The organism is Streptomyces panacea (assembly GCF_040560175.1).
Lineage (GTDB): Bacteria > Actinomycetota > Actinomycetes > Streptomycetales > Streptomycetaceae > Streptomyces > Streptomyces panacea.
In genome coordinates, this window is sequence record NZ_JARJHW010000149.1 from 1 (window position 1) to 18061 (window position 18061).

Annotated in this window: 14 protein-coding genes and 1 riboswitch; of the genes, 8 read left to right on the top strand and 6 right to left on the bottom strand. The window is 70.5% G+C overall.

What is annotated here, in order from left to right; genetic code table 11:
• A partial coding sequence (locus P3L51_RS27270; RefSeq protein ID WP_354607954.1) for an alpha/beta fold hydrolase occupies positions 1-813 on the top strand: 813 nt, incomplete at its 5' end.
• A gap of 121 nt (positions 814-934) precedes the next feature.
• On the opposite strand, the gene P3L51_RS27275 is transcribed toward P3L51_RS27270, so the two are convergent.
• Positions 935-1681: a LysM peptidoglycan-binding domain-containing protein gene (locus tag P3L51_RS27275; RefSeq protein ID WP_354607955.1), complete on the bottom strand. Its 747-nt coding sequence runs from the start codon at positions 1679-1681 to the stop codon at positions 935-937.
• Between the two features lie 4 nt (positions 1682-1685).
• A riboswitch (cyclic di-AMP (ydaO/yuaA leader) is annotated at positions 1686-1852 on the bottom strand.
• A 697-nt stretch (positions 1853-2549) separates the two neighbouring features.
• A complete protein-coding gene (locus P3L51_RS27280; RefSeq protein WP_354607956.1) occupies positions 2550-4466 on the bottom strand; it encodes a right-handed parallel beta-helix repeat-containing protein in 1917 nt (638 codons plus the stop codon).
• Between the two features lie 432 nt (positions 4467-4898).
• Here P3L51_RS27280 and P3L51_RS27285 point away from each other — a divergent pair, with 432 nt between their 5' ends.
• The 4 genes from P3L51_RS27285 (at position 4899) to P3L51_RS27300 (ending at position 12030) form a co-directional block, all read left to right on the top strand.
• A complete protein-coding gene (locus tag P3L51_RS27285) occupies positions 4899-6797 on the top strand; it encodes a galactose oxidase early set domain-containing protein (protein WP_354607957.1) in 1899 nt (632 codons plus the stop codon).
• Positions 6794-8659: a Dyp-type peroxidase gene (locus P3L51_RS27290; protein ID WP_354607958.1), complete on the top strand. Its 1866-nt coding sequence runs from the start codon at positions 6794-6796 to the stop codon at positions 8657-8659. Before P3L51_RS27285 ends, P3L51_RS27290 begins: the two co-directional genes overlap by 4 nt.
• A gap of 162 nt (positions 8660-8821) precedes the next feature.
• Positions 8822-10480: an NAD(P)/FAD-dependent oxidoreductase gene (locus P3L51_RS27295; RefSeq protein ID WP_354607959.1), complete on the top strand. Its 1659-nt coding sequence runs from the start codon at positions 8822-8824 to the stop codon at positions 10478-10480.
• A gap of 2 nt (positions 10481-10482) precedes the next feature.
• Positions 10483-12030, top strand: a complete 1548-nt coding sequence (locus P3L51_RS27300; RefSeq protein ID WP_354607967.1) for an ATP-binding protein — start codon at positions 10483-10485, stop codon at positions 12028-12030.
• Here the strand turns inward: P3L51_RS27300 and P3L51_RS27305 are convergent.
• Complete coding sequence (locus P3L51_RS27305; protein ID WP_354607960.1) at positions 12008-12274, bottom strand: UBP-type zinc finger domain-containing protein; 267 nt, start codon at positions 12272-12274, stop codon at positions 12008-12010. The genes P3L51_RS27300 and P3L51_RS27305 overlap by 23 nt on opposite strands.
• 91 nt (positions 12275-12365) lie before the next feature.
• Between P3L51_RS27305 and P3L51_RS27310 the strand changes: the two genes are divergently transcribed.
• The 3 genes from P3L51_RS27310 to P3L51_RS27320 all read left to right on the top strand — a co-directional run bounded on the left by P3L51_RS27310 (position 12366) and on the right by P3L51_RS27320 (position 15590).
• A complete protein-coding gene (locus P3L51_RS27310; protein WP_354607961.1) occupies positions 12366-13745 on the top strand; it encodes a VWA domain-containing protein in 1380 nt (459 codons plus the stop codon).
• A 122-nt stretch (positions 13746-13867) separates the two neighbouring features.
• A complete protein-coding gene (locus P3L51_RS27315) occupies positions 13868-14899 on the top strand; it encodes an NAD(P)-dependent alcohol dehydrogenase (RefSeq protein WP_354607962.1) in 1032 nt (343 codons plus the stop codon).
• A gap of 103 nt (positions 14900-15002) precedes the next feature.
• The gene (locus P3L51_RS27320; RefSeq protein WP_354607963.1) at positions 15003-15590 is read left to right on the top strand and encodes a TetR/AcrR family transcriptional regulator; all 588 of its coding nucleotides are present in this window, start codon (positions 15003-15005) and stop codon (positions 15588-15590) included.
• Positions 15591-15681: 91 nt separating this feature from the next.
• Here the strand turns inward: P3L51_RS27320 and P3L51_RS27325 are convergent, their stop codons facing one another.
• From P3L51_RS27325 to P3L51_RS27335, 3 genes are all read right to left on the bottom strand, one after another.
• Complete coding sequence (locus tag P3L51_RS27325; RefSeq protein ID WP_354607964.1) at positions 15682-16839, bottom strand: M20 family metallopeptidase; 1158 nt, start codon at positions 16837-16839, stop codon at positions 15682-15684.
• 299 nt (positions 16840-17138) lie between these two features.
• Positions 17139-17420, bottom strand: a complete 282-nt coding sequence (locus P3L51_RS27330) for a helix-hairpin-helix domain-containing protein (protein WP_354607965.1) — start codon at positions 17418-17420, stop codon at positions 17139-17141.
• A 172-nt stretch (positions 17421-17592) separates the two neighbouring features.
• On the bottom strand, positions 17593-17955 hold the full coding sequence (locus tag P3L51_RS27335) for a sortase family protein (protein WP_354607966.1): 363 nt from the start codon (positions 17953-17955) through the stop codon (positions 17593-17595).
• Positions 17956-18061: the final 106 nt, after the last annotated feature.

Below are 18061 nucleotides of genomic sequence, written 5' to 3' on the forward strand. Positions count from 1 at the left end.
CGGGCGTACGACAGTGGTGGCGGGGGTGCCGGGGGCGGGTTCACCGTCGTGTGGCACCACGGCTCGCCGCAGACGGGCGCACCGCTGGAGCCGCTGCTCACCGCGGCGGCGGCGCGCGGTATCCGGCTGGTGACGTACGGCCGCCCCAGTTACGGAGGTTCCAGCCCGCTGCCGGGCCGGAACGTGGCCGCGGCGGCGGACGACGTGGCCCGGATCGCCGACGCTCTCGGCGTGGGGTCGTTCGCGGTGATGGGGGCGTCCGGTGGTGGGCCGCACGCGCTGGCGTGCGCCGCGCTGCTGCCGGACCGGGTGACGGGTGTGGCCTGCCTGGCGGGCATCGCGCCGTACACGCGGGACTTCGACTGGTACGAGGGGATGACCTCGCCCGGGGGCCTGCGGGCCGCCGCCGACGGGCGCGAGGCGCGCGAACTGTACGCGGCGACGGACGAGTTCGACCCGTCGAGCTTCACCTCCGCCGACTTCGCGGCGCTGGCGGGCACGTGGACGTCGCTGGGGGCCGACGCGGGGAAGGCGGGTCAGGCCGGGGCGGACGGGCTGATCGACGACGATGTCGCCTTCGCCACCGCGTGGGGCTTCGACCTTGCGGAGGTGGCCGCGCCCGTACTGCTCGTGCAGGGCAGCCTCGACCGGGTCGTACCACCCGCGCACGCCGAGTGGATGCTCGCCGCTCTCCCCCGCGCGGAGCTGTGGGTGCGGCCCGAGGACGGGCATGTCTCGGTGCTCGACGTGTGCCCGTCGGCGATGGACTGGCTGGTGGCGCGGGGCGAGATCCTTACCCAGGGGCTGTCCTGAGCTCCGCGGTTCCGGTCCGGGGCGCCTCACGCCGCTCGCCGGCCGGGCCGCGTGTGCGGCCCGGCCGGCGAGGGAGGGACAGACGCGGCCCGAGAGTCGCGCGAGGTGGTGATACCGCCTCTTAGTAGGGGCCGTTGACGTTGTCGATCGAGCCGTAGCGGTCGGCCGCGTAGTTGCACGCCGCGGTGATGTTGGCGACCGGGTCGTAGCTGTCGGTCGACGTGCCGGGCACGTGGTACGCCTCGAACGTCGGGTCGATGACCTGGAGCAGGCCCTTCGACGGTATGCCGGCCGCGGCGTTGGAGTCCCAGTTGTTGATGGCCTGGGGGTTGCCCGCGGACTCGCGCATGATGTTGCGGTGGATGCCGTCGTACGAGCCGGGGATGCCGTTCTGCGCCATGACGTCCAGCGCCTCCCGGATCCAGCCGTCGAGGTCGTTGGTGTAGGACTTCGCGGCGGCCTGGACGGCTTCGGCGGGCTTGGCCGAGGCTTCCTTGGCCGAGGCGGTCGGGGCGGCGGCTGCCTTGGGCTTTCCGGCGAGCTTCAGCTTCAGGCCGGGGCGGATGAGCGACGGGTTGTCGCCGACGGTGTCGCGGTTGGTCTTGTACAGCGCCTTCCAGCCACCGCTCACGGAACGGGCGTCCGCGATCTTGGCCAGCGACTCGCCCTTCACGACGGTGTGGGTCACCTTCTGGGCGGCGGTGACGGCCGACGGGGCCGCCGCGACGTGCTGCGGGGCGGGCGCGGCGCCGGCCGTGGTGGCGGTCACCAGGGGCAGGGCGAGTGCGGCGCCGCCCGTGCCGACGGCGATGAGCCGGTGGGCGAGCGGGATGGTGCGGGAACGGCGGTGCTTACCCTGTGCGGGCATGACGAGGTCCTCTCCGTCGCCTGCGAGGTGAGCTGTCGGGTTCGGGCGGGAGATGCCCGGCCGCGCTGTGGGCGCGGCTTCACCCCGAGCCGGTCCGGTGTTCCGGATCGGCGACTTACCTGGGTCCCCCGCTCCTGCCGTACGTGAATGGTTGGATGCGGTTTCCGGACGGCGGCAGGATTCGGCGTTCCGTCCGGAATGACGAGAACGTAAGCGAGAACGTCCGGGCGAAACAAGTCCTGAATTCACGGCACCATGCCATTCACGGGTCCGGTGGAGATCAATCCGAATTCCTGCCCGGCGATTCAGGTCTCAACTTTCTTTTCCAGTGCGGGAAGTGGCCAGTCGGGCGGAACGCGTGACCCGCCGCCCCTGTGACACACATCACGGGCATTCAACGCAACCACGCATACACAACACCATCCAGAAAGGGACAAGTTAGGCGCGAAATACCCATAACGACCCACCCCGCAAAGCGGACAAATGATTACTTTATGTGGATCGCGGCGAAGTGGAGGCGAGGTGCCCACCCCTGGGCGAATTCACTGTCGACAGCCCGCCAACACCCTTTGTCCACGCGCGCATTCGACCCGGCCCCCCGTCACGTGAATGCGGCGCCGCCCTCCGGCGAAGGTTTCCGCGGAGGGTTCGGGGGCGGAGGGTTCGGGAGGGGACCGGGCGCCGCTGTGCCCGATACCCGCGAAGCGGTTCCCTCGGGCACGTGACGTCATGGAGTGACTACGCCGACGACTCGGCGCCTTCCACCGCTCCCCTCGCGGAGCGGTACGGAAGGCGCCGAGCGGGCTCGCGACCTAGGGATATGTACCTAAAAGCCCATATTTGTGAACCAGGGGTCGGGGGCCGGGGCCTAGTTGACGGCCTGCTTGGTGCCGGGGCCGCCGGTGATCACGAAGCTCGATCCCGGCTCGACGAGGACGTCACCCTCGGCCGAGCCGGTGATGGTCACGTTGGTCAGCGCCGCGCTGCCGCGGGCGCCGCCCATCGCCAGGACGCCGGAGCCGTTGTTGGACTTGTGAATCGTCACGTTGCCGATCTCCACGTCCGGTACGTTGCCGCCGCCGTTCTTGAACTGAATGCCGTCATAGGTGGAGTCCGAGATCTCGGTGTCCCTGATCTTGACTCCGGTGATGTCCCGGCTCGCCGGGAAGATCGTGATCGCGCCGAACTCCTGGTCCTCGTTCCAGAAGGCGCCGCCGGTGCGGTGGAGCGCGTTTCCGGTGAGCAGGGTCTCGCCGGAGAAAGGCAGGGGGTCGTGGTCGGTCGCCAGCATGATGCCGGGATAGTTGGCGGTGTCGGCGATCAGGTTGTTCTGCACCTTGTTGCCGTAACCGCCGTATATCGCGACGCCGTTCGCCCGCCAGGGCAGCTGAATGGTGTTGTTGGTGAACGAGTTGTCGTGCGCGATGTCCACCGCCGGGTCCTTGACGTACCGGTTGGCCCAGATGGCGAGCGAATCGTCACCCGTGGTGCGGAAGGACGAATTGTCGACCTGCGAATCGCGCGTGCCATTGGTGAAGTTGATGCCGTCGGCGTATGTGTTGCGAATCCGCATTCCGCTGAATTGGAGGCCGTCGGCGGGGCCCCAGAGCGCCTGGATGTTGTCGTAGTCGCGGCCGACCCAGGCACCTACGTTGGCGTGCTCGATCCAGACGTTGGAGATCTTGGTGTTCTTGCCGAAGCGGCCATTGAGGCCCACTCCGCCCTCAGCGCCCCCGCCGCCGCGGATCCGGCCGGAGCCGAAGATCGCGATGTCGGAGATCTGGGTGTTGTCGTCGATGTCGAAGCCGAAGTTGCCCTCGTGCGGGTGGTTGATCCCGCCCGCGTTCTGCGGCTCGGTGAGCGTGTAGAGCTGCGAGTGCCACATACCCGCGCCGCGGATCGAGACGTCACTGATCCCGATCTGGTTGTACTGCCCCTGGTTCAGCGGGTCGTCGGTCAGGATCTTCCGCTCCTGGCGCCACTGGCCCGCCGGGATCCATACGCAGTCGATGTCGCCGTTCTGGTCGGCGGTCACCGCGTCCTGGATGGCCTTGGTGTCGTCGTTCCCGTCGTCGGGGACGGCCCCGTACTCGGTGATCGAGGCGCACTCGGCCGGCTTGGGCGCCGGGGGCGCCACCTGCTCCAGGTCGACCAGGTCGACGATGTAGAACGGGGCGGTGTCCTCCGCGTCGCGCTGGAGCTTGAACTTCGTGCCCGCCGGATAGCTCCTTTCCAGCAGCGCGTGCGACTCGTCGAACAGCCTGCGGGCGTCCGTCTGGGGCGTGTTGGTCAGCGACTCGGGGTCGTCGGTGTCGCCGTACAGCCAGCTGTGCCTGGACGACAGATCCAGCTTCTGTACGAAGGCGCCGTCGGCGTAGAGGCTGAGGGTGGCGTCGATGCCGCCACCGCCCGGGGCGTCGGGTATGGAGTTGCGTACGACGATCGAGTTCGCCGCGTTGGTGGAGGTGAACTCCACGAACTCCCCGGAGTTGTCCAGCCGCACCGATTCGCGGCCGGACGACTCGCTGGCGAAGTTGGTGTGCCCGAAGGTGCGCTTCGCGTCCGCCTCCAGCAACGTGCCGTCGTAGTCGGCCGCTTCGGCCTCGTACTCGGTGTACGGGAGGGTGGCTCCGCGCTCGGCCGCGGCCGAGCGCGCCGGCGCGTGGTCGGCCTTCGTGGGAGCGCCGGCCGCCGAGGCGGAGGCGGCGGGCAGGAGTCCGACGACGAGCAGGCCGGTCATGGACATACCGGAGATCAGCCGTCGTCTCAGGTGCTTCGACTTCATGGTGTCCTCTGTTTCCGTGGGGTCGACAGAGTGAGCGGTGCCTGGTCCGTGGTGGGGGTGGACGGCAGGACCACGATCAAACGGGACAGAACGACTGCCCCAATCTTGCAAGAGAACAGCGAAGAATTGAGCTTCACCGTTCAGGTCCTGCGATCAGGCAGTCAGAGTTTTCAAGCATGTCGCGGGTTTGTCAACAGCTCGCGCCAGACGCCGACTTGGCGTGCGGCGGCCGGACCGCGCGCCGGGCGTGCGCGCGGAGGGCGAACCCTATGAGCTGCCTGTTACCTCCATAGAGGCAACATGGCTCGTTTTTCTGGACCTTTCCCACCGGGCACCGCCAGCATTGATTACTGCGAGTAGTCATTCGCTCCGGGTACGGCACCGCCGTACCGCGTGCTTCACCCACCCCGGAAAGGACCTGGACCGAGCCGCATGAGAAATCCCCGCTCTCGCACAAGGCTGTCCAACACGCTGGCGGCCTGCGCTGTCGTCAGCGCCCTCGCCGCCTCGACTCTCGTCGGTGCCGCCCCCGTCGTCGCTCACAGCGGCGAGGGCCACCACGAGCACTCCACCGGGGCGGGCGCCGACCCCGCCGGGAAGGCGGCGGCCCCCGCGGTCGATCCCGCCGAAGTGGCGATGCTCGGCCGCGAGCACGCCGAGGAGCACGCCACCACCCGGCAGGGCGCCGCGGACCTCGGCACCTATCCGCAGGCGACTCGCACCGCCCGGCTGAAGGCACTCACCGAGAGCCAGGAGAAGACCAACAGGGAGTACAAGGCGTCGGACTTCGGCGCCTTCAAGGAGTACTTCGACTCACCGGACTTCGGCGTCCACGTCGCCCAGCTGCCGACCGGCAAGGTGCTCCTCTTCTCCTTCGAGCGGATCGAGACCGACCCCACCAAGGAGACGGCCCCCACTCAGATCGTCGGGGCGGCCAACCGGGGCCGCGCCTACCTCTGGGACCCCGAGAAGGGCACCGGCGCCAACGCCTTCAAGAAGGTCACCCCGCCCGCCGTCACGATGCCCGACAGCACGGGCGTCTCCCGCCCCGCGCCCCTCTTCTGCGCGGGCCACGCCTTCCTGCCGAACGGGATGCTCGGTGTCTTCGGCGGCAATCTCGGCGGCAACGGCGGCTCGGGCGCCAAGCTGTCCTTCGTCTTCGACCCGTGGAGCGAGACCTGGGCGATGAATGAGGACATGTCCGTGGGCCGCTGGTATCCCAGCGTCGTCACCGGCCCCGACGGCCGGATGCTGATCATGTCCGGCCAGTCCGAGCTGGGTTGGGGCACGCCCACCCCGATCGTGGAGCGCTTCCCCGCGCTGCGGGACCCCGTTCCGTACCGCAAGACCGACCTCCCCCGCTTCCGGCCCGTCGACCGCTTCGGCGCGGACGCCCCGTACAAGCTCGACTACCCGCACCTGTTCAGCCTGCGCGACGGGAACATCTACGGCCTCGGCCGCAGCCACGACCAGCAGTGGCTGTTCGATCCGGTCAAGGAGACCCGGAGCGATCTGGCGCAGCGGCCGGGCGCCGTCGACCGCGGTTACGGCTCCGCCGTTCCGCTCCCCGGCGGCTTCCGCGGCCCGGACTCCGTCCTGGTCCTCGGCGGCGACCGCACGGACCCGAACACCTACCAGCTCGCCGCGGGCAAGTGGAAGACGAAGGAGGCGCGGGCCTTCGGCCGTACGCAGGACAACACCCTGCTGCTGCCCACCGGAAATCTGCTCACGGTCAACGGCTCCTACGACATCCGCGACTACGGCAACGGGCAGTACAACCCGAACGCGGACCTGAAGTACCGCCACACGGAGCTGCGGGACGAGAACGGCGACTGGCGCCTCGGCCCCGTCCAGCGGCTGCCGCGCGGATACCACTCGAACGCCGTGGTGCTGCCCGACGGCCGCGTCATGGTCACCGGCGACGAGGCGCAGCAGATCGCCAACGACCGGGACATCAAGGACGACATCGACGGCACGATCGAGATGTACGAGCCGCCGTATCTCCACAACGGCGCGCGCCCCCAGCTGGGTTCCGTCCCGTCCCGGCCGCTCGCCTTCGACGAGCGGTTCACCGTCTCCAGCTCGACCGCCGACGAGGTGAAGCGGGCCGTGCTGCTGGCGCCCACGACCGCCACCCACTCGGTCAACACCAGCCAGCGCCACCTGGAGCTGCGGATCAAGCGGCAGGGCAGCGGCGAACTGGACCTTCAGGCTCCGCCCACCGCCGAGGCCGCCCCGCCCGGCTGGTACATGCTCTTCCTCCTCAACGAGGAGGGCGTGCCGAGCGTCGCCAAGTGGATCTCCCTGGAGCCGGACGGGGCCCGGTCATGACCTACGTGACGGAGCCTCCGCCGACGTACGACCCGTCCGGCGGCGGGGCCGATCTGCCGCTGCGCACCAGCCGGGAGATCCAGGGTGACATCATCGCCGGAGCCAAGAAGGACCATGTCCAGCTCCTCTTACTGAAGTTCGAGAACGACGCGCAGGCCAGGACCTGGCTGCGCCGGCTGCGGCCCCGGATCGCCACGACCCGGCAGGTCGCCGCGTTCAACGCGGAGTTCAGCAAGGCCCGTAAGCAGTCCGGCGGCGACGACCCCAAGGCGCTCAACGCCGTATGGCGGATCGTCAGTTTCACCTATCCCGGGCTGAAGCTGCTGGCCGGGCGTGATCCCTTCCCGTCCGTCCCGTCGGGCAGCACCCAGGAGGCCTTCAAGCAGGGCCCCGCCGCGCGGGCCGCGATGCTCGGCGACACCGGGCAGTGCGCGCCGGAGCACTGGCTGTTCGGCAGCGGCACGGGCCAGCCCGTCCACGCGGTGCTCACCGTCGCCGCCGACCGCCCCCGGGACCTGCGCGTCGCGCTGACCGAGGAGCGCGAGGAGGCCGCCCGGCACAAGGTCGTGATCGTCTTCGAGCAGGACGGCGGGACCCTCGAAGGAAGCCGCCGGGGCAAGGAGCACTTCGGCTTCAAGGACGGCATCAGCGAGCCCGCGGTCAAGGGCTTCGACGCGCCCGACCCGAACAGGCCCGAGCACAAGAAGGGCAGCCCCGGCACCCGGATCATCCCGGCCGGCGAGTTCGTCGTCGGTCACGAGCGGGACGACGGGAAGCGGACCGACCTCCCGGACTGGGCGCGTAACGGCTCCTTCCAGGTGGTACGGCGTCTGGCGCAGGATGTCCCCGGCTGGTGGGCCCAGGTCGGGGCGCGGCTGAAGGAGCTCAAGCTCCAGGAGGTCGTGCCACCGGAGGCCACGACCGAGTGGCTGGCCGCCCGGCTGGTCGGCCGCTGGCGTTCGGGCACGCCGGTGTCGAAGTGCCCGCACGCGGACAGCCCGAGCGACGCGGAGGCGTGGTCGGACAACGACATCAGCTACCGCGACGACCTGGAGGGTGAGATCACCCCGCTGTTCTCGCACCTGCGCAAGACCGGCCCGCGCGACGGCCTGCTGGTCAGGCCGACCGACACGCAGACCGTCCCGGAGAAGGGCGGCCTCGACGGGCGGCGCATCATGCGGCGCGGCATCCCCTACGGCCAGCCGTTCGACCCCGCCGGCAGTGCGGGCAACGGCCCGGACGCGCCGCGCGGTCTGGTCTTCGTCTGCTACCAGGCCGACCTGGTGAGGCAGTTCGAGTTCATCCAGAAGGACTGGATCGAAGAGCCGAACTTCCCGCAGCGCGCCCCGGCACCCGGCCGGGACCCGCTGGTCTCCACCGCTACCGATGTCAGCTTCAAGGGCCGCCAGGTGCACTTCGAGCAGTTCGTGAGGACGGAGGGCGCGGTGTACGCGTTCTCCCCCTCGCTCTCGACGATCGAGGCTCTCGCGGACGGGAAGCTGAACGGCGGCGGCGGTCCCGACGGTGACCTGATCCTGGAGGCGCCGTACACCCTGCGCCCCGAGGACGGGTCCGTCGGCACGGACAAGGCCCGGCTCGTGATGCGGCAGGACGGCAATCTGGTCGTCCTGAACGAGCGCGACCAGCAGGTCTGGGAGTCGGGCACCGCGGGAAGCGGCGGAGTCAGGGGGGTCTTCCAGGAGGACGGCGACCTCGTCGTCCTCGGGGCCGACGACGGGCCGGTGTGGAAGTCCCGTACGACCGGGAATCCGCGCGCCAAGCTGATCGTGCTCATGGACGGGAACGTGGTGATCCGCGCCGCCGACGGCACGGTGGTCTGGCAGACCAACACCGCGCACTGACCGTCACCGGGCCCCGGGCGTGTTCCGGAGCCCTCGCGACCGCGGTGGACGGCGGCCCCCCAACCGCCGTCCACCGCACCCGCGCGCCCCGCCCCGCCCCGCCCCCCGCGCGGTTATCCACAGGACCCCGCACCCCGGGCCGTCCGGGGCGATGATGGAAACATGGCGAATCCGACAATCCTGACCGTCGACGACGATCCGGCCGTCTCGCGGGCCGTGGCCCGTGACATCCGGCGGCAGTACGGCGAGAGCTACCGCGTCGTACGTGCCGTGTCGGGCGCGGAGGCCCTGGAGGCCCTGCGGGAGATCAAGCTGCGCGGGGACCAGCTCGCGATCATGCTCGCCGACTACCGGATGCCCCGTATGAACGGCCTGGAGTTCCTGGAGGCCGCGATGGACCTCTTTCCGCTGGCCCGTCGGGTGCTGCTGACCGCGTACGCGGACACCGAGGCCGCGATCGACGCCATCAACGTCGTGGACCTCGACCACTATCTGCTGAAGCCGTGGAGCCCGCCGGAGCAGAATCTCTACCCGGTGATCGACTCGCTCCTGGAGCTGTGGCTGGCCACGCCCGATCCGGTCGCCACCGAGACCCGTGTGGTCGGCCACCGGTGGTCCGCGCCGTCCTTCGCCGTACGTGACTTCCTCGCCCGCAACCTCGTGCCGTTCCGGTGGCTGCTCTCGGACGAACCGGAGGGCACCGGGCTGCTGACCGCCGCCGGACTCACCCAGGCGGACGTGCCCATGGTCGTGACCTCCGACGGCAAGACGCTGGTGTCCCCCTCCGAGCGGGAACTGGCCGCGCACGTCGGGCTGAGCACCGTGCCGGCCTCCGACTTCTACGACCTGATCGTCGTCGGCGGCGGCCCCGCCGGTCTCGGCGCGGCCGTCTACGGCGCGTCCGAAGGGCTCCGTACGCTGCTGGTCGAGCAGCAGGCCACCGGCGGGCAGGCCGGCCAGAGCAGCAGGATCGAGAACTATCTGGGCTTCCCCGACGGCGTCTCGGGCCAGCAGCTGACGGAGCGGGCCCGCCGCCAGGCGCTCAAGTTCGGGGCGGAGATCCTCAGCACCCAGCGGGCCGTGGCCCTGACCGCGGCGGGCTCGGGCCGGGTGCTGCGCCTGGGAGAGGCGAACTCCGTCACCGCCCACACCGTGGTCCTCGCCACCGGGGTCGACTACCGGCGCCTTCACGCCGTGGGCGTGGAGGAACTCACCGGCACGGGTGTCTTCTACGGGTCCACCGTCACCGAAGCGGTCAACTGCTCCGACCAGGACGTCTACATCGTCGGCGGCGCCAACTCCGCGGGGCAGGCGGCCGTGTACTTCTCCCGCTACGCCCGACGTGTCCATGTACTGATCCGCCAGGGCGACCTGTCGCGTTCCATGTCGAGCTATCTGATCGACCAGCTCAACGACATCCCCGGCATCGAGATCCATCCGTGGACCGAGGTGACCTGCGCGGAGGGCGACGGGCATCTGCAGAGCCTGACCCTGCGCGACAGCCGGTCCGGGGAGAGCAGGGACGTGCCGACGTCGTGGCTGTTCGTCTTCATCGGCGCCGAGCCCCACACGGACTGGCTGGACGGTGCCGTCACGCGCGACGACCGCGGATTCGTGGTGACCGGGACGGACCTCCTGACGAGCGGGCGGCGCCCGGCGGGCTGGCGGCTGCCACGCGATCCCTACCACCTGGAGACGAGCGTCCCGGGCGTCTTCGCCGCGGGTGACGTGCGCGCCGCGTCGGTCAAGCGCGTCGCGTCGGCCGTCGGCGAAGGCGCCATGGCCGTTTCCCTGGTGCACCGCTATCTGGAGGCACAGTGACCATTCCAGCGGAGGACCGGCTCACACCGGACGACTTGCGCACACTCTTCCTGTTCGAGGCGCTCAGCCCCGATCAGCTCGACTGGCTGGCCGAGCGCGGCCGGGTCGAGCGGCGGGAGGCGGGTGAGGTCGTGTACAAGGAGGGCGAGCCGGCCACCTGCTTCTTCATCCTTCTCAGCGGGGCCCTCTCGCTCAACCGGGTCCTGCACGGCGACGACATCGAGGTCACCAGGACCGACCAGCGGGGCGTGTACAGCGGCGCCACGCGCGCGTATCTGGGCGACCGGGTCGAGCAGTTGTACCCGCACACGCTGCGCGCGGTCAGTGACGCGGAGTTCTACGTGCTGCCGGCCGACGAGTTCGCGTACGCGGTACGGACCTGGTTCCCGATGGCGCTGCATCTGCTGGAGGGCCTGTTCTTCGGTACGCGGGCGGCCAACGCGATCGTCAACGAGCGGGAGCGGCTGCTGGCCCTGGCGTCGCTGTCCGCCGGTCTCACCCATGAGCTGAACAATCCCGCCGCGGCGGCCCTGCGGGCGACGGCGGGGCTGCGTGAGCGGGTCACGGGCATGCGGCACAAGCTGGCCATGATCGCCGACGGCCGGATCGACGGGGCCGGTCTGCACCGTCTGGTGGGCCTCCAGGACGACGCCGTTCAGCACGCGGCCGCTGGGGTCAGCATGACGGCGATGGAGGCCGCCGACGCCGAGGACACCGTCAGCGACTGGCTGGACGAGCAGGGCGTCGCCGGGGCGTGGGATCTGGCGCCGTCGCTGGTGGCCGCGGGCATCGACGTGCCGTGGCTGGCGGGGGCGGCCCGGACGATCGGCGCGGAGCACTTCGAAGCGGCGGTGCGCTGGATCACGTACAACATCGACACCGAGCTGATGATGGGCGAGATCGACGACTCCGTGGAACGGATCTCGGAGCTGGTCGGGGCGGCCAGGCAGTACTCGCAGCTCGACCGCACACCGCTCCAGATCGTCGATGTGCACGCGCTGCTCGACGCCACGCTGACCATGCTCCAGGCCAAGATCCCGGAGGGGGTGCGGGTGGTCAGGGAGTACGACCGGGACCTGCCGTCGATCCCGGCGTACGGCGCGGAGCTGAATCAGGTGTGGACGAATCTGATCGTCAACGCCCTGGACGCGATGCCCGACGGTGGCACGCTCACGGTGCGCACCTGGCGCGAGGACACGCGACTGATGGTCGAGATCGCGGACACGGGGGTGGGTATCGCGAAGGACGTACGCCCGCGGATCTTCGAGCCGTTCTTCACCACCAAGCAGGTCGGTGAGGGCACGGGGCTCGGTCTGGACATCTCGTACCGCATCGTGGTCAACAAGCACCACGGTGACCTTCGGGTCAGCTCGGAGCCGGGCGACACCCGCTTCCAGGTGTGCCTTCCGATCGAGCAGGAGGCGGCCGACTCGAAGTCGGCGGACGACGCCGGGGCTCAGACCGGGTCCGGAACCGAGACCGGGTCCGGGACCGGGGCCGAAGCGGCCGGGTCGGCGTCCGGCGAGGTCAGCCCAGCAGCTGGTGGGTGAAGCACCAGCGCCAGTCCTCGCCCGGCTCCAGGGAGCGCATGACGGGATGACCGGTCTGCGTGAAGTGCTCGGTCGCGTGGCGCAGGGGTGAGCTGTCGCAGCATCCGACGTGGCCGCAGTCGAGACAGAGGCGCAGATGCACCCAATCCCGGCGGTCGAGGGCGACGCAGTCGACGCATTCGTCGGTGGCCGAGAGGGGCGCCACGTCAGTAGTCGCGTTGGCGAGATCTGTACATGTACCCATGCCGCCACGGTACTGCGGCGGAGCACGGGCGGCGCGGTGGAGTCTGCGAAGTCCGGGGACTTGGGATCCGTCGGCGGGCAGACTGGCTGCCGTGACGACACTCGGCAAAGGTGCCAATATCCCGGTGACGGTCCCCGCTGTGCGGGCCGTCCTCAGCTGGTCGGCAGGGCCCGGCGTCCCCGACGTGGACGCCTCCGCACTGCTGCTGACGCACACGGGACAGGTGCGCTCGGACGGCGACTTCGTCTTCTACAACCAGCCGCGCCATGCCTCGGACGCCGTACGCCATCTCGGCAAGCGGCCCGGCGCCGACTCGGTGGAGGTGGACCTGGCCGCGCTGGAGCCCGGCATCGAGCGCGTGGCGCTGTGCGCGTCCGCCGACGGCGGGACGTTCGGGCAGGTGCCCGGCCTGCGGCTGCTGCTGCTGGACGTGGCGTCCGGTGCGGAGCTGGCCCGTTTCGACATGGCGGCCGGTACGGAGACCGCGTACGTGAGCGGCGAGCTGTACCGGCGGGCCGGCGCGTGGAAGTTCCGGGCGGTCGGGCAGGGGTACGCGAGCGGGCTGGCGGGGCTGGCGACGGACTTCGGCATCACGGTGGACGCGGAGCCGCCGCCCCCGGTGGCGCCGCCGGTTCCGGCGGCGCCCGTCCGGCCGCCGAGGGCACCGGCCGTCCCCGCGTCCCGTGGCTCCGCCCCCGGTCCCCGGCTCACCAAGGGTGAGGAGCGGCTTCCCGTCGACATGCGCAAGCGGCTCTCGCTGCGCAAGGAGCAGGTCGCGGTCAGCCTGGACAAGCACGGCGTCACCGGTGTCGTCGCCCGCGTCATCCTGGTCCTCGACGCCTCGGGCTCGATGACCGCGCTCTACTCGCGCGGCGTGGTGAAGAACGTCGCCGAGCGGATGGCGGCCGTGGCGGCGCAGCTGGACGACGACGGTGAGATGCAGGCGTGGACGTTCGCCACCAACCCGGCCCGGCTGCCCGATCTGACGATCGGCGACCTGCCCGAGTGGCTGAGGCTGCATGTACGGGTGGGGCAGATGGGTCTCTTCGGCCGTAAGAAGCCACCGAGGGGCCAGGTCTCGGGGCAGGTCGACATGCGCGCGGTCGGTTTCCAGAACGAGGAGCAGAAGGTCATCGCGGAGGTGCGCGCGTACGTACGCGAGAATCCCGTGCCCGCGCCGACGCTGGTCCTGTTCTTCTCCGACGGCGGTGTGTACCGCGACCGCGAGATCGAGCGGGAGCTGCGCGCGGCTGTCGAGGAGCCGGTGTTCTGGCAGTTCGTCGGGCTCGGCCGGGCCAACTACGGCGTGCTCCAGCGGTTCGACACCATGGCGGGGCGCCGCGTCGACAACGTCGGTTTCTTCTCCGTCGACGACATCGAGAGCATCTCCGATCCGGAGCTGTACGACCGGCTGCTGTCGGAGTTCCCGTCGTGGCTGCGGGACGCGCGGCAGGCGGGGATTCTGCGCTGAGCCGGGGGCGGCAGCAGCCATAAACAAACTAGTTTGTTTGACTATCGAGGGTCGCGTGGGTACGTTTCACCACGCGAAAACAAACTAGTTAGTTGTTCATGTCTCTGAAGGGAAGCCACCCCATGAGGAACGTCACCGGATGGGCCGCGCACCGCCAGGGCGGGCCGCTGGAGCCCTGGGACTTCACCCGCCGCGATCTGCTCGGCGACGACGTGGCCGTACGGGTGGAGTACTGCGGCGTCTGCTCCAGCGACATCACCGCGATCAGTCACGGCGGCGAGTATCCGCTCGTGCCCGGCCACGAGCTGGTCGGCGAGATCAGCGCGGTCGGCTCCGCCGTGACCCGATTCGCCGTCGGCGACAAGGTCGCGGTGGGCAACATCATCGACTCCTGCGGCGTCTGCCCGCCGTGCCTGGCCGGCCGCGAGAACTGGTGCCTGCGGTTCCCGACACTGACGTACGGCAACACCGACCCGAAGGACGGCCTGACGACGCGAGGCGGCTACTCCTCGGAGTACGTACTGCCGGAGAAGTTCACGTACCACCTGCCCGAAGGGCTCGACCCGGCCGGCGTCGCGCCGTTGATGTGCGCGGGCATCACCACGTACGCACCGCTGAAGCGGTGGGGCGCGGCGCCCGGCCGGACGGTCGGCATCGTCGGGATGGGCGGGCTCGGCCATCTCGCGCTGAAGATCGCGCACCATCTGGGCGCCGAGGTCGTCCAGTTCACGCGGACGCCGGACAAGGCGGACGAGGCGCGCGCGCTCGGCGCGGACGACGTGGTGCTGTCCACGGACGAGAAGCGGATGGCCGAGCAGAAGGGCCGTTTCGACCTGATCCTCGACACGGTCGGTGCCGCGCACTCACTGGAGCCGTACATGTCCGCGCTCGCGATGGACGGCACGCTGTGTGTGGTGGGTATCCCGCCGGGGGACCTCACGGTCAGCCCGTTCAGCCTCATCCAGGGCGCGAAGACCCTGGCGGGCGCGGGGAGCGGCGGGACCGCCGAGACGCGGGAGATGCTCGACTTCTGCGCCGGGCACGGCATCGTCGCCGATGTGGAGATCATGCGCCCGGACCAGGTCAACGAGGCGCTCGACCGGCTCGCACGCAACGACGTCCGGTACCGCTTCGTCCTGGACATGAGCAAGTGAAGGGCCGAGGGGACGGCCGAGGTGGCAGCCGGAGGAACGGGCTGTGGAACGGGCAGGGGAACGGGCAAACGAGCCGACTGACCAGTTGGTTTAGCCTGGGGCCATGAAGACGGGCCAGATCACCAGCGCGGGCCAGGCGTCCCGGCGCCGGCTGCTCGACGCGGCGACGGCGGAGTTCGCCGCTTACGGCATCGCGGGCGCCCGCGTCGATCGGATCTCCGCCGCTGCCCAGGTCAACAAGGCGCAGCTGTACGCGTACTTCGGCAACAAGGACAGACTGTTCGACGCCGTCTTCGCGGAGCATCTGGACCTGATCGTCGGGACGGTCCCGGTCACGGGCGACGATCTCCCCGGCTACGCGGTCCGGCTCTACGACGCGTATCTCGTCCATCCCGAACTGGTCCGCCTGGCCACGTGGGCCCGCCTGGAACGCACCCCGACCGGGGACCTCTACCACTTCATGACGGGGCACGACGCCGAGAAACTGCGGTCCATCACCGACGCGCAGACCGCGGGTGTCGTCGATCCGTCGATCCCGGCGGCGGAAGTGCTCGCCATGGTCACCGCGATGTCGATGACCTGGTCACCGGCGAGCGTCATGTACACCGCGAGCAAGGACGAACCGGAGTCCGACCACACCCGCCGCCGCGCGGCACTCGCGCTCACCGTGCGGCGCGCCTTCGCACCGTGAGCGGAGGCGGGAAGTGCTCCAGGGCCGGGTCCGGGGCCAGGTCCGGGTCCTGTCCGGTGGATCTTCGTGGGCCCGGGACGCCGCGGTGACATCAGCCGGTGTCGGCGGCCGGCCGCGCCCCGTCGGCGGGCATGGGCCCGTCGTCGATCACGGCTTCGATGAGGGCCGCCAACAGCGCCGTACGTCGCGGGAGTTCGGCCACCACGACGTGTTCGTCGTCCGCGTGCGCCCCGCCACCCACCGCGCCCAGGCCGTCGAGTGTGGGGACCCCGACGCCCGCGGTGAAGTTCCCGTCCGACGCGCCGCCGACAGCGGCGGCGGTGAGGGTGCCGAGGCCGAGCCCGGCGGCGAGTGACGTGGCGAGGGCGAACAGCCCCGACGACGCCTCCGCCTGGAGCGGCGGGCGGTTGATGCCGCCCATGACGCGGATCCGCGCGTCCGCCAGTACCGGGCGGATCTCGCGTACGGCCAGGTCGACCCGGCGCTGCTCCGACGCGTCCCACACCCGTACGTCGAGCGCCATGCTCGCGCGGGCGGGAACGGTGTTGGTCGTCGTACCGGCGGACAGCGCGGTCGGCACGACGCTCGTGCCGCGTGCCGGGTCGGCGAGCGCGGTCACGGCGAGGATCTGGTGGGCGATCTCCACCCCGGCGTTCACGCCCTTCTCCGGTTCGAGCCCGGCGTGCGCGGCCCGTCCCTCGACGTCGATCCGGTACAGGGACACGCCCTTGCGGCGGCACTTCAGCGCCCCGCCGTCGGCCGACGGCTCCAGCACGAACACCGCTTCGCAGCCGCGCGCCTCCGCCTCGATCAGGCTCCGTGACGACGGCGAGCCCATCTCCTCGTCGCCGGTGATCAGGATCGACAGCCCCGCCCGGCCACGGACCGACGCGGCGGCGTGCAGCGCCATCACTACGCCCGCCTTCATGTCGAAGCAGCCCGGCCCGCGCAGCACGCCGTCGCGGACGGAGTACGGGTGAGTCTCCAGCGAGCCCATGGGCCACACCGTGTCGTGGTGCCCGAGCAGCAGGACGCGCGGTGTCCGGCCGAATCGCCAGCGCAGATGCGTGCTCCCGTCGGTGACGATTCGGTCCGGTTCGGCGTCGAGCAGGCGACGTCCGAGCGCCGTCACGACGTCCGCGCTGCGGGCGACGGCCTCGCGGTCGGACGACGGCGACTCGCAGCGTACGAGGGTCTCGATGTCGGCGAGGAGGTCCCGTACGGCCGCGTCGGCGCGCACGGCGGTCATCGCGACCCACCCCGCGGCGCCCGGCCGGGAGCCGTGGCGGTCCGCAACTCCCCCTCGGCGAAGCCCGGTTCACGGCTCAGGAGCAAGTGCCGTACGCCGTCGGGGACGAGTACGTCGGCAAGACTGTCCACCTGCGTTCATCTCCTCAAGGACGAGCCGGACGTGCTGGACGTGCTGGAGCACATGGTGTCGCTCCGCAAGCCCTCGGGAGGGGACCTCGGACCACTGTGTCGGGACGCCCGGACGACGTACGGCCGAGGACTCGGGTGCCGAGGACGCGGGTGCCGACGGCCCGCCTGTCAGCCGCCCTGCCCGGCCCGGAGCCGTTTGCGCTCGGGGGTGTAGTGCCACCACGGGCGGCCCGGCAGTCCTTCGGCCTGGTCGACGGCGGACATCACGGTGTCGAGCAGGCACGGGTCGTGCCGCTGCCCCGCTGCCGTGGACATCCGCTCGTACAGCTCGACCGGGTCCTGGCCGGCCAGCTGCGCGATCCGGGTGACGCCGATGGTCGCGAAGTGGCCGGCCACGGAGCGGCCGACGTTGACCAGTTCGGTGAGGTCGGATCCTTCGGGGGAGGTCATCGGGCTCCCTCCTTCTCTCTCGTCGTTTCGAAGGCGGCGCCCACGTGGGCCGGGCATGGCTCGACGGCTCTGTTCCGTCCCGGGCCGCGGGTCCATGTCCTCGCTCATACGGACAACGTAAACAGGCTGGTCGGACCGGGTCTTGTACGAATCGGACACGGGGGTACGCGCGTCACATCCGCACCAGATAGGTGAACCCCGTGTCCGGGCCCACGCAGGACTGGAGCGTGAGGTCGCCCCAGTACAGGCCGTGGGCCGGGGCGCCGCGGCCCGGGGTGAGGTGGCGGGCGTAGACGCGGTAGCGGAGCGTGGCGCGCGGGGTATCCACGGTGACCTCCGTGCCGATCGGCAGCGTCGCGAGTTGTCCGAAGCCGCAGAAGTCGTGGCCGACGACGACCGCCGTACGCATCGCGTAGCCGTTCTCCGTGCCGAGGTCCGGGCCCGTCCACTGGACGGCGTCCCGGCAGGCGTCGACGGCTTCCTGGCCGCCGCGGACGACGCGGGCGGACCAGGAACCGATCCGCAGGGTGGTCACGGCGGGCGGGGTGGTCGCGGTCGGCCTTCCGGTCGGTGTCGCGCTGGGGGACGTCGGTGCGCTCGGGGTGGTGGGCGTACGGCTGTCTCTTATACACATCTCCGAG